Raw genomic sequence first — 11,570 nt, forward strand, 5'->3', positions numbered from 1 at the left:
CGGCACACTGGCGATGCGCCAGTCAGCCTTGGGTAGAACAATGGATTGCGAGGTTCTAGCGGCTGCCGATATCTCCGGCCGGGATGGTGTTGAAGTGTGAGTAGTAGCCCGTGATCTGCCAATGGCCCGTGACTTCATTGGTCACCGTATAGCTGATGGTGGCGGTGGTGGTTTCCGGGACTTGTTCACCATTGTGGTTGGCGGCCAGATTATACGAAGCATCGAAGTTAATGCCGACCACTTTCAAACCGTTGACTTCGCCTCCCTTTACTGATGTGGGAGTCAGTGTCCGGTCGATGACGTGCGGTTGGCTTGCTCCGTACATGAGGTCGTACTTACCGTCCCGGAAGAAGCCTCTCATTACCAGTGGTTTATTCTCATCCGCTGAATGGACGTCCGCGTAGAACTCGTCGAGGTTAGAGGGCTCAACTTTGTCTTTGTTACGCGACCACCAAGCGTCGATGGTTGTCCGGTCCGTGGGGTTCGCATTAAGGATTGAGTCGATGGTTTCTTCGGCAATGAATGTGGCGATGAAGCGCTGGGCGTCCTGGATTTCGTCAGCGGTGAAGCGTTCGCTGGCTGACGGATCAACGGTTTCTGGGATGACTTTCATGGCCGGGTCATCAGCAGAAATGGTTGTCTGCAGATACTCTCCCTTGCCATCGTTTGTGAGGCCCTTGATCGGCAATGCTGTGTTGGACGACGAAACGGGCTGGCCGGTGGTTGGCGTGGTTTTTGGTGTTTCCGGTGTCGACGACGGAGTTGATGACGACCTGGGTTTTTCTTCCCTGGCTGTGGGTGCTGCACAACCTGACGCAGCTAGGACGATCGCCGTCAGACCGAGGGCCGCAACCCGTAATCCAGATTTATGCGCAGCAATGTTAACCATGTTTCCCCCGGCCGCTGATGTGCTGGCCGTTGCCAACTCGATAGAAATATACACCAGCACTCCCACCCCTTAAGGGCCTATCAAACGTCCCTGTATTGGTGTTCCAAAAAAGCTCAACATTTGGAGCTCTAAGCGGGGCAGAGGACCATCCTGACGCAAGGAAGTGAGGCTCGCCGGCTGTCCCACTTCCAAGGTTGTGGGACTGCCCGCAGACCTTGAGTCCGCAACGGTCCCGGACTGGTCGCTGAGTCTTCTGGAAAATGTCAGTGCTCCCGTGCAGACTGTGTGTCAGGAAACCCTGACAGGAAGGCGTAAGGCTATGGGCTGGACCTCCACCGACAACAATCATGAGGGCTATGTGGCGGCTATCGCACCGGATGGGCGCCTCGCTTCGGGCGGCGTTGCGGAAGGGATGCTTGTCCACGGAATCACGGGAGAGTACAAACCGGGCGGGGAATCCGATGAGGAAATCGTTCCCGATGACCTCATCATGAGTTGGCGTGGAGCCTGCACTTGCGGCTGGCAGGGAGAGGTGTGGCAACGGGTCCTCACACCGTCTGAGGCTGACTTCGCCTCCCGCAAAGCGTATTGCCGGCCCGGGGACGCGGCATATGTTTCCCTACCTGTGGAGGACGCCGTTCAGGACGAATGGATGATCCACATTGCACCGTCAGAAGCCATTCTGGGGGTTGAAGCGGCCGTAAAGGAACACCGTCAGTCAACGCGCCGCCTGGATAAGACTGTCGCGGCCGCCAAAGCTGCCGGCGCTTCCTGGGCAGACATTGGCCGTGCCGCAGGGATCAGCCGCCAGGCCGCACACGAGCGCTGGGCCGATAAATAGCGAGGCCAAAGCTAACCGATTCGGATCACAATCGCTGTGGCGCCTTCCGGAATCAATGCCTCGACCGCTGCTTTGGCTTCCTCATACGTCTGGCCTTCGGCCTCGACGTGACTGAGTTCGCCGTTGCCGGCCTCTACGGTCAGGGTAATTTTCACCCCCATATCCTAGGCCGCCAGCTCGTCGCGGATCTGGCCCAACGCCCCCAGCAGCGGTGACGGATCGCCGGCGTTCCGCAGGTCTACGGGACGCCGGCCGTGCAGGTCGGGGGAACGGACCATCATCCAGAGGGCGAAATAGTTGTGCGGGATCCGCAGCTCCATCGCCCGTTCAAATACCCTGACCACCACGGGGTTGAGGGACAGGTCGGGGTGGAACTGGAAGCCGGGACAGTAAGTCTCCTCATCGATGAACACGCGGATCAGCTGCCTTGTCGCCGGTTCGGGATCCTCGTGTACGGCTGCAAAGCGTTCACGGACTTGTTCCAGGGTGGGGAGCGTGAACTCGTCGCGGATCCTGTTCCATAGTTGCTCCGGGACGGGGGAGCGGTAGAGGTGGGTGGGCACTAGTTGATGGACTCCAGGTCCCACTGTGTGGCCAGGGGTTCGCGGCGCAGCGTGAACGTGCGCAGTTCCGCGCCGGCCGTCGGGAGTTTCGCCTGGACCTGCCAGTGCTCGACGCTGACAACATCGCCGGTGCCGATCGCTGCCCGGGTCCGGTGTTCCCACCATGCGTCCCTGGTGAACCAGTGCGCGGTGTGCACGTCGGGATCGACCATCCAGATCCGGCCATCGTGCCGGACCGCCAACGGGGTGCCATCGAGGCTGAACCGGACATCGATTCCGTGCCCGGTGGTGGGGTGTTCGGGAGCGAGAGTCATGGTGGACTCCTTTCTGTTGCAGCGCCGGTCAGGCGGCCTTGACTAGGGGAAGCTCGTCCCAGTGGGTCGTGTACCTGGGGGAGAGCATGTCGCGTTTCATGGACCAGTCCGGGCCGCCTTTGACCCCTGCGTGGCCGAGGCCGATGGATCCGCGGCCGTACCGTTTGGTCACTTCTTCGAGCAGGGTTCCGATGCCGCGTTCTTCGTGAGGGTTTTCGAACAGTTCCAAGGGTTTCTGGTTCCCGGTCGGGCGCAGATCGGTGACCATGATCCCGGCCCGGACATACTTCACGCCTTCGTGGACCTGGGGGAGCAGGGCGTGGGCTGCTTTTGTCAGCAGTACCGGATCCGCGGTGGGCATGGGCAGTGTCAGGCAGACCGAGGGGAACGACTTTTCGTTCGGGTTGAAGTGCGACGTCGCCGCGAACGCCGTCAACACTTTCGCTTGCAGGCCGTGTTTGGCTAACCGGGCCGATGCCATTTGCGCGTACACGCTCATGACTTGCCGCAGTCCCGCAGCAGTGGTGATCGGTGTGGAGAAGGACCGGGAGAAGATGAGCTGGTCACGTCCTACCCGTTCCTCTTCCATGGGGATGCAGGGTGTGCCCTGCAGCTCCAGGACAGTGCGCATCATGACGATGGAGAACTTGTCCCGGATCGCGACCGGGTTGGCCCGGGCTAGGTCGGCGATGGTGAAGATCCCCATCGCGTTCAACCGTTTGGTCAACCGGGTGGCCACGCCCCAGATTTCGATCACGGACAACCGGGACATGAGCGCTTCGCGCTGCTCTTTCGGCACTGATCCCCACCGGCACACCCCACCGAAGGCGGGGTTGTTCTTCGCCCACTTATTGCACAGCTTCGCCAGGGTCTTCGTCGGGGCGATACCGACGCAGACCGGCACGCCGACGTGCCGCCGGCATGCGGCCTTCATCTCCCGGCCCAGTGCCAGCAGCTCGTCCGATTCACCCTTGACGCCCAGGAACGCCTCGTCAACGGAATACACCTCCAACCAGGCCGAATAGCGGCCCAGCAGCTCCATCACCCGGGAGCTGATGTCCCCGTAAAGTTCGTAGTTGCTCGACAGGGCCACCAGGCCCCATTCCTTCGCCCGTGGCCGGAGTTTGAACCACGGCTCACCCATGGCAATGCCGAGGCGTTTAGCTTCCGGGGAGCGGGTGACAGCGCAGCCGTCATTGTTGGAGAGCACAATGACCGGTTTGCCTTCCAAAGACGGGTTGAAGGCACGTTCGGCCGAGGCGTAAAAGCAGTTCACGTCCACGTGCGCGATTTCCTGCATCCGGCGCATCACCGCGGGCCTAGACATAATGTAAACACCGCTCAACGACCCCCCACACCGAAAGTTCCGCCAAGGCCGGAACTTCGATATCGGGGAACCGGGGATTGTCGGCCTGGAGGACCACCCCGGCGGGCGTGATCCTCAGGCGTTTGATCGTCAGCTCGCCGTCCAGGACCGCCACAACCACCGAACCGTCCTTGGGTTCAAGTGCCCGGTTAACCACGAGCTCATCGCCGTCGCTGATCCCGGCCTGCTCCATGGAATGCCCGGCGACCCGGACGATGAACGTGCTGGTCACATCCTTGACCAGATGGGCGTTGAGGTCGATCCGGCCGTCAAAGTAGTCCTGGGCGGGCGATGGATAACCGGCGGCCACCGCTACCGGCGCCACCAGCACCGTCACCAAAGACAGTCCCGCATCTATCACACGGGGGCCAACTATCACGCCCACAACACACCTTTTATTCGAATCTATGTTCGATTAACTGTACTCCAGGGCTCGGACAATAGAGGCCTCCCGAGGGGCGGCCTGGACGGCTTGCGCACAATGGGGACAGCTTTGAGCTGCGCGGAGGGCTCCACCTGCCCGCCAATGTGCACAACCCGTCCACCGCGGCTTATCAGCTCTGCCGGGTGTGAAGCTGCGGAGGCAGTTCGACGTCGGCGGGGTCCAGGCCCGTTAGGGCAGGCTCGCGGGGCTCGCCCTGGTTTCCGCTGCGCTCCAACCAGTTGACGGGCGTCCGCTGGCGCGGCCGGCTGTTGGGTCCAGGGCGTGCCGTCGCAGAGCTCCGGACCCCCTGAACCTGTCGTGTCTACGACGTTTTCTGGTTGCTGTCCTTCGGATTCTAGGCGTCCGCTCCACCCCGTCTAGCCCTCCGCTTCGCTCCGGGGCCTGCGGTGCAGGAAATGTCCCTACGGCGCTCCTGCGTCGCTTATTTCCTCCGGGAATTTCCCGCCCCTTGCCCTTTGGGTAGACAGGGCTCCGTCGGCCGCCGAGCAAGCAAGCTTGCCAGCAACCAAAAAACAACGGGGGGAGACGGGGAGCTGGCCGGTCACCATTGATCGCCCCACCACCCCCACGTCTCTGCAAAGGCAAAAACCATGAACGCAGTAAGCAAAAAGACCGTGATCCTCGCGGACACGGAGGAAACCATCGACGGCCTGACCGTGCTGGGTGACTACCACGTGAACGGAGGCTACGACTGGATGGAACTCATCGAAGAACACGGCTGGGCCGTGCTCTCCAGCTGGGGCTGTGACGGCTGGGACCTTGGCCAATGGCCCTACGTCATGGTCGCCGTCACCCGCACCGCTGACAGCATCGGCAACCTGTTCGGCATCGCCACCTATTGCGAGGGTGACGTGACCTGCACCTACTACCGGACCAAGGCCCGCCTGTGGGACGCGATCACCGAACAGGCGTTCTCCAGCTGGAAGAACGGGCAGGCACAAGGCCCGGCCGACCTGCCCGAGGCCGCCGCCGAACTGCCAAGCCGGTACCGGATGCCCTACGCCGTGCGGGACGCCGCGTAACCAGCACTGAGAACCGCTGTACTGCCTGGCTCTGGCCGGGCAGTACAGCACCCATCATCTTTTGAAGGAGCCACCATGAGCAACGACACCACAGGCCCGAAGGGCATCACCGCCTTGATCTACCGCGACGCCCTGGGTACCGACTTCTCAAACCGGGGAATCTTCTCCCGCGTCATGGAAGTAACCGTTATTGGCGAGGGCATCGACCCAGTTTTCGAAGCCACGCCAGAGCGGCCCGCCGTTCGACTGGTCAGAAACGAGCACTTCCACCGCGAGACCGTGGTCCACGCCCAGCCGGTCACCCCGGAAGGCGAACCCACCCCGTGGTACATGTTCGGAGGCACGTTCATCTTCAGCAGTGACGCCCGTTTCCGCCGTGCAGCCGGACACTACGGAGCCGTTCCGCTCCACGACCGCCGCGAGTAGGGCAGGAGGTGACCGGCTCCTTTTGAAGCCGGTCACCATTGATCGCCCCACCACCCCCACGTCTCTGCAAAGGAGTAAGAACCATGACCGACCCCCACCGCATCACGGAGAACACCGCCCAGACCGTCGTTTTCCTCGAAACGCTGGCCGCACTCGTGCAGAAGTCCCCCGAGTCCTACAGCGCGGACGCGTCCAACGACCTCGCCGCCCACATCCGGGGCATGGCAGAGGCAGTGACCACGAATGCCCGCGTTGACCCCGGCCTGCTGGACACCACCCGCCGGTACGCAGCGCTGGACTGGCACAACGAGCTAGTCGCGGTCCTGTTCGCACCGGAACACCGGGCAAAAATGCACTAAGCCCAGCACCCCGAAGGCACCCACTTACTCAGGCGAGTAGGTGGGTGCTTTCCTATGTGGCCCCAGGACTTTTGAGGTGCTGGCGGTCCGCCGCACGTGGCCGGCTTTAGGTGGTGGTCGTCGGCGGCGGACCGCCGTTTTCGCGCAGGAAAGGAAACCCCTGGGTGGCTCCGGCGGCAAGCCCTGGCTGCCGGCAACCCCGGCGCAATTCACGGTCCAGGCCCGTTAGGGCAGGCTCGCGGGGCTCGCCCTGGTTTCCGCTGCGCTCCAACCAGTTGACGGGCGTCCGCTGGCGCGGCCGGCTGTTGGGTCCAGGGCGTGCCGTCGCAGAGCTCCGGACCCCCTGAACCTGTCGTGTCTACGACGTTTTCTGGTTGCTGTCCTTCGGATTCTAGGCGTCCGCTCCACCCCGTCTAGCCCTCCGCTTCGCTCCGGGGCCTGCGGTGCAGGAAATGTCCCTACGGCGCTCCTGCGTCGCTTATTTCCTCCGGGAATTTCCCGCCCCTTGCCCTTTGGGTAGACAGGGCTCCGTCGGCAGCCGAGCAAGCAAGCTTGCCAGCAACCAAAAAACAACGGGGGGAGACGGGGAGCTGGCCGGTCACCTAAGCCGCCCCGCCCACCCACGTCTCTGCAAGGACAAAAACCATGACTGAAAAACTGACCATCACCAGCACCGCTGACCTTCTCGCCGCCGTTCCGCACCTGCTGGGCAACCAGCCCAAGGAATCGTTCGTCGTGCTGACAGCACGCCTCGGCGCACTCGGGGCGACCCTCCGCATGGATGCCCCGGCAGAGTCCGCCCCGCTGGATTACGCGCAGATGATGGCCACCTACGCGGCCCACGACGAGAAAGCCACAGGCAGCTACGTGATCGTCTACACCGACGAAAAGCCCGCCTACGGGTTTCCTTACGCCGCCCACGTCCTGGCGCTCAGCAACGAGCTGGCCACCGCCCGGATGCCCGTCAAAACGGTCTTCCTGGTGACCGGCACCTACTGGGCCACCTACGGCACGTCAGAACGGAACCCGCTTGACGAGATCCGCGACAGCAACGCCAACGCCACCTTGACCTACTTCGGATCAGCCCCGGATATCGACGTCTACCACCCCGAGCTGCTGGGCGGGTGGGCGCTTCCGGTGGAAGCACCCGAAGGCAACCTTGAGGATTTCGAGGCAGCATGCACGGCATGGAAGGCGGCGCTGGACGCCAAGGGGATGCCGAACACCGCGACCGCCCGGGAGCTTGCCGCAGCGTTCCAGCACAAGCACATCCGCGACTACCTGTTCCGGGACACGATCAGCACCCACAACGGCGCCTTCGGAGACACGCTGACCGGAAAGTTCACCGGCCGCCCGGACTGGGAGCGCGTGGACCACGCCGAAGCTATAGCTTTCGAGCTTATGAAAGCTGTCCCGGCCGGGCAGCGCGCGCCCATGCTCTCCCTGATGGGGTGGCTGGAATGGCTCAAAGGTCACGGCACCCAGGCTGACCGGTACCTGAAACTCGCCGCCGAAGACGTTTCGGACTTCCGGCTCGCGGTGCTGCTGCGGGAACTCATCAACCGCGGCGCAATCGCCGACGTCGCCCGCGACGAGGGAACCGCCTACAAGCGCCGTCTGATCTAGGACAGTCAGGCCGGGCCGGATCACCGACGAGGTATCCGGCCCGGCCTTTTCCGATGGCGGGGCGGCCTCCCCCGCTGGCGCTCCGCCGGCCGCCGAGTCACGCTGACGCGGGCGGAGCCAGAACCCAGAAAACGTGCAGGATTCCGGACTACAGTGGGCCCGAGGACCACAACCGGAAGGCACACGCCATGGGAACCGAATACACGATGACCGACGACGACAAGCCGGCCGAAGACGCGAGCCTGGCCGAAGACATCATCGAGCTGCAGCTGCTCACGGCCGGCGAGGAAATCGGCCCCGTGGACACGGCCCACGCCCAGGAACACCACAACTTCTAAAACCCGCGCAGCGAAGCCGCTGCCCCACAGATTCCCTTGCAGAGGAAACACTAAGAGCCGGCATCAACGTGCCGGCTCTTAGTGTTTGGGGTAAACATCCTGCTGTTTACGTCCTCGAGCATGCCACATTGAGTCCCTGGTAGGGCAGGCTCGCGGGGCTCGCCCTGGTTTCCGCTGCGCTCCAACCAGTTGACGGGCGTCCGCTGGCGCGGCCGGCTGTTGGGTCCAGGGCGTGCCGTCGCAGAGCTCCGGACCCCCTGAACCTGTCGTGTCTACGACGTTTTCTGGTTGCTGTCCTTCGGATTCTAGGCGTCCGCTCCACCCCGTCTAGCCCTCCGCTTCGCTCCGGGGCCTGCGGTGCAGGAAATGTCCCTACGGCGCTCCTGCGTCGCTTATTTCCTCCGGGAATTTCCCGCCCCTTGCCCTTTGGGTAGACAGGGCTCCGTCGGCCGCCGAGCAAGCAAGCTTGCCAGCAACCAAAAAACAACGGGGGGAGACGGGGAGCTGGCCGGTCACCATTGATCGCCCCACCACCCCCACGTCTCTGCAAAGGCAAAAACCATGAACGCAACGCCCACACTGGAAATGCTCGACCCGGCCACCCTGACCGTTGATATCAACGTCCGGAAAGACGCCGCCCTGACCTCCGACTTCATTGCCAGCATCAAGGAACACGGCGTGATGGAACCGGTCATTGCCCACCGCAAGGACGACGGCACCGTGCACGTCCTGATGGGCCAGCGCCGCACCCGCGCCGCCGTCGAAGCCGAACGGCCCCTGATCCCGGTCATGATCATCGAAAGCCCGGAAGAAGCTGAACGCATCGTCACGCAGGTAGTTGAAAATATCCAGCGCGCCGAACTGACCGAAGCGGACGAAGCGGATGCCTACCACCAGCTGTCCCTGATCGGTGTTTCGGCGGCCGCGATTGCCAAGAAGACCGGGCGGACCAAGACCACCGTGGAAAATGCCCTCAAAGCCAAGTCCACCGAGACCGGAGCCGCCGCCCTGGGCAAGGGCTACACCATCGAAGAGGCGCTTGTCCTCGCGGAATTTGAGTCGGACGAGGACGCCACCGCCGAACTCGAATCGGTCATCATGGACGAACCCGACATGCTCCTGCACGTCACCCAGCAGCTGCGCGATAAGCGCGACCGCGCCGCCGCTCTCGCCGCATTCACCGCCGAACTCGAAAAGGACGGGATCACCATTGTTGAAGCCCCCGGCTACAACGACGAGAGCGAAACCCTCCGCGTCAGCTCGCTGAACCGCGCTGACGGAGAACCGGCAACCGAAGAAGACGGCAACGCCGTCTACATCAACCAGAACTACCACGGCGAACACACCACCGTCCCCGTCATCGTCGGATGGAAGGAACTGGGCTTCACCCCGCGGAACACTTACTACTCGTCCTCATCGGCCAACAAAGGGCCGATGACCGACGAACAGAAAGCCGAGCGGAAAACCCTGATCGAGAACAACAAACTGATGCAGTCCGCAACTGTTGTAAGGCGCGAATGGGTCAAGAACCTGCTGGCCAAGAAGCAGGCCCCGAAAGGCTGGCAGTACTTCACCGTCCACGCGATCACCCACCACGCCGAAACCGCCAGCGGCTACGAGGGCAAGGTAGCCGCAGAAATGGTCGGGGCGAAGATCGAAGAATCCAACCAGTGGGCATGGAACCCGCTCAGGGACCACGTCGCCAAGACCACCGCCCGCCCGGAATTCGCACTGATTGCGCTGGTCTGCGCAGGGTACGAAAAGACCATCCAAAAGGACTCGTGGCGCTCACCGGGCCAAGCCCACCGGGCCTACCTGAACCAGCTGGTCGCTTGGGGATACACCGCATCCGAAACGGAGCAGATCATCATCGACAGCGGCAAACCCGCCGAGGCCGAACCGGCTGAATAAAACCCCTTGCCGGGCGGAACCCCACCGCCCGGCAAGGCCCCAGCCAATCACCACAGGAAGGCCAGGAACCTTCCAGAAGTCGGGCGGTCCGCCGCCCAGGGCGAACCATAGCAACCACTCACCAGCGGCGGACCGCCGTTTTCCGCGCCACCCAGGAACAAAGCAAGAGCCGCGCCGCAGCAACGACGCTGGCGGGAACGGCCCTCACTTCAGCTAGACTGACTACAGATTTCTTTGCAGAGAAACCCGAAAGGAGCCGGCACATGCCGGCTCCTTTCCGGGTTAACCGGGAACTTGAGTCCTCACGACGATTCAGCCCGGGACGTTGCGTGGATCGTTGCCATAACTGTTCTTGGAACCGATCTGGCCGTCCTGGTTCTTAACGACGTGCTCCACCTTGTCAGCCTGGGCCGCTTCCCGGCCCGCAGCCACCGCTTCGTCCTTCGTGCCGTAGCCGGCACCAAACGCGCGGCCGGTACCCTCGCGCTTGTTCTTCCACTGGCCATCTTCGTAGTACGTCTCGACGTCGCCCTGAGCCACTGCACACTCCCTCTACCGTTCGATTTCCGGACATCTGCCGCGCGACCGCGGATAGCGAAAAACCCCGCAGCACTGGGAGCAAGCGGGGTCTTCCTAACCCCTCCGCAGAATGGGGGACCGGCGGAGAAGCTGACACCAACCTAATAGCAAGCATGCTTACCTTTCAAGCTCGGCACGCCGCCCGCCGGTCACCGCGGAGTGTCCCGTTATCCTCCTGCTGCCCGGCGCGGGGTGTCCCAGCCCCGTATCTCATCCAAGGCTTCCTTCAAAGTGGGGGAGAGGGTGCCGTTCCCAAACTCCTGCCGCCGGCGGACAAGCCACGTGTACAGGGTCCGTTCCCGCCGTGAGGACGCCTTGCTGCGTGGCAGCCGTTGTTCTGCCCGGTAGAGGGCCAGGACATCGTGAAGGTTCTGCCGACTGCGGATCTCCAGTCGCGGGGCGGGATCGCGCGCCGCGGCTCGATGGTCATCCCTCAAAGACGGTTCGGCGCGGGCAGCGATCTGAAGGTGGTACCGGACGGTGGTCTGCGCGGCCCCGCACAGGGCCGCGATCCTGCCCGTGGTCAGACCCTGCCGGTACATCTGCACCCACTCCGGATACGGCGCCGAACGCTTCACCCCTGCCATGCCCCCTCAAGCCCTTCCGCCGTTATGGCTCTTCCTGCTTCACCGTAGGATACCGACCCCTATGCCCGGAGAGCGTGTGATGAGCCGTACCGGGTCAGGCGGAATGGGCTCATGTGCGGCCGATACGTGATGTCCAAAGCCCCCGGTGACCTGCTCAGCGCCTTCGAAGCCAAGGAAGTTGAAGGGAACCCGCCGCCTCCGAGCTGGAACGTCGCCCCAACCCAGGCCGTTCCAATCGTGGCCGAACGCCTCGACGAGGGCGCGATCGACCGGCACCTCCTCGTCGCCCACCATCCACCATGAC

At 63.1% G+C, this 11,570-nt stretch carries 16 protein-coding genes; 8 read left to right on the forward strand and 8 right to left on the reverse strand.

Going from position 1 to position 11,570, the window contains the following annotated elements:
• Window positions 1–55 precede the first annotated feature (55 nt).
• Entirely contained in the window at window positions 56–949 is an 894-nt protein-coding gene (locus OVA06_RS19460; protein WP_268160947.1) for a hypothetical protein, read from the reverse strand.
• Between the two features lie 259 nt (window positions 950–1,208).
• Between OVA06_RS19460 and OVA06_RS19465 the strand changes: the two genes are divergently transcribed.
• Window positions 1,209–1,730 (forward strand): hypothetical protein, encoded by a 522-nt coding sequence (locus OVA06_RS19465; protein WP_268160949.1) that lies wholly within the window; start codon window positions 1,209–1,211, stop codon window positions 1,728–1,730.
• An 11-nt stretch (window positions 1,731–1,741) separates the two neighbouring features.
• On the opposite strand, the gene OVA06_RS19470 is transcribed toward OVA06_RS19465, so the two are convergent.
• The 5 genes from OVA06_RS19470 to OVA06_RS19490 are packed head-to-tail and all read right to left on the reverse strand — an operon-like array spanning window position 1,742 to window position 4,358.
• Window positions 1,742–1,885, reverse strand: coding sequence for a hypothetical protein (locus tag OVA06_RS19470; protein ID WP_268160951.1), 144 nt, complete (start codon window positions 1,883–1,885; stop codon window positions 1,742–1,744).
• A gap of 9 nt (window positions 1,886–1,894) precedes the next feature.
• Window positions 1,895–2,293, reverse strand: coding sequence for a hypothetical protein (locus OVA06_RS19475; RefSeq protein WP_268160953.1), 399 nt, complete (start codon window positions 2,291–2,293; stop codon window positions 1,895–1,897).
• The gene (locus OVA06_RS19480) at window positions 2,293–2,607 is read right to left on the reverse strand and encodes a hypothetical protein (RefSeq protein ID WP_268160955.1); all 315 of its coding nucleotides are present in this window, start codon (window positions 2,605–2,607) and stop codon (window positions 2,293–2,295) included. The genes OVA06_RS19475 and OVA06_RS19480 overlap by 1 nt, the downstream gene beginning before the upstream one ends.
• Before the next feature lie 28 nt (window positions 2,608–2,635).
• A complete protein-coding gene (locus OVA06_RS19485; RefSeq protein ID WP_268160957.1) occupies window positions 2,636–3,934 on the reverse strand; it encodes a Y-family DNA polymerase in 1,299 nt (432 codons plus the stop codon).
• The gene (locus tag OVA06_RS19490) at window positions 3,927–4,358 is read right to left on the reverse strand and encodes a LexA family protein (protein ID WP_268160959.1); all 432 of its coding nucleotides are present in this window, start codon (window positions 4,356–4,358) and stop codon (window positions 3,927–3,929) included. Before OVA06_RS19490 ends, OVA06_RS19485 begins: the two co-directional genes overlap by 8 nt.
• A 650-nt stretch (window positions 4,359–5,008) precedes the next feature.
• On the opposite strand from OVA06_RS19490, the gene OVA06_RS19495 reads away from it, so the two are divergent.
• The 6 genes from OVA06_RS19495 to OVA06_RS19520 all read left to right on the forward strand — a co-directional run bounded on the left by OVA06_RS19495 (window position 5,009) and on the right by OVA06_RS19520 (window position 10,100).
• A complete protein-coding gene (locus OVA06_RS19495) occupies window positions 5,009–5,440 on the forward strand; it encodes a hypothetical protein (protein WP_268160961.1) in 432 nt (143 codons plus the stop codon).
• Between the two features lie 75 nt (window positions 5,441–5,515).
• Complete coding sequence (locus OVA06_RS19500) at window positions 5,516–5,866, forward strand: hypothetical protein (protein WP_268160963.1); 351 nt, start codon at window positions 5,516–5,518, stop codon at window positions 5,864–5,866.
• An 83-nt stretch (window positions 5,867–5,949) separates the two neighbouring features.
• Window positions 5,950–6,225 carry a hypothetical protein gene (locus OVA06_RS19505; RefSeq protein ID WP_268160965.1) on the forward strand — a complete coding sequence of 92 codons (276 nt, stop codon included), beginning with the start codon at window positions 5,950–5,952 and terminating at the stop codon, window positions 6,223–6,225.
• Between the two features lie 645 nt (window positions 6,226–6,870).
• Entirely contained in the window at window positions 6,871–7,851 is a 981-nt protein-coding gene (locus OVA06_RS19510) for a DUF4192 family protein (protein ID WP_268160967.1), read from the forward strand.
• Window positions 7,852–8,039: 188 nt separating this feature from the next.
• Window positions 8,040–8,189, forward strand: coding sequence for a hypothetical protein (locus tag OVA06_RS19515; RefSeq protein WP_268160969.1), 150 nt, complete (start codon window positions 8,040–8,042; stop codon window positions 8,187–8,189).
• Window positions 8,190–8,750: 561 nt separating this feature from the next.
• Complete coding sequence (locus OVA06_RS19520; protein ID WP_268160971.1) at window positions 8,751–10,100, forward strand: ParB/RepB/Spo0J family partition protein; 1,350 nt, start codon at window positions 8,751–8,753, stop codon at window positions 10,098–10,100.
• A 312-nt stretch (window positions 10,101–10,412) separates the two neighbouring features.
• Here the strand turns inward: OVA06_RS19520 and OVA06_RS19525 are convergent, their stop codons facing one another.
• Window positions 10,413–10,640 (reverse strand): DUF2188 domain-containing protein, encoded by a 228-nt coding sequence (locus OVA06_RS19525; protein WP_268160973.1) that lies wholly within the window; start codon window positions 10,638–10,640, stop codon window positions 10,413–10,415.
• Between the two features lie 206 nt (window positions 10,641–10,846).
• The gene (locus tag OVA06_RS19530; protein ID WP_268160975.1) at window positions 10,847–11,266 is read right to left on the reverse strand and encodes a hypothetical protein; all 420 of its coding nucleotides are present in this window, start codon (window positions 11,264–11,266) and stop codon (window positions 10,847–10,849) included.
• A 111-nt stretch (window positions 11,267–11,377) separates the two neighbouring features.
• Between OVA06_RS19530 and OVA06_RS19535 the strand changes: the two genes are divergently transcribed.
• Window positions 11,378–11,569 (forward strand): SOS response-associated peptidase family protein, encoded by a 192-nt coding sequence (locus OVA06_RS19535; protein ID WP_268160977.1) that lies wholly within the window; start codon window positions 11,378–11,380, stop codon window positions 11,567–11,569.
• Window position 11,570 lies beyond the last annotated feature (1 nt).

The organism is Pseudarthrobacter sp. SL88 (genome assembly GCF_026672455.1).
GTDB lineage: Bacteria > Actinomycetota > Actinomycetes > Actinomycetales > Micrococcaceae > Arthrobacter.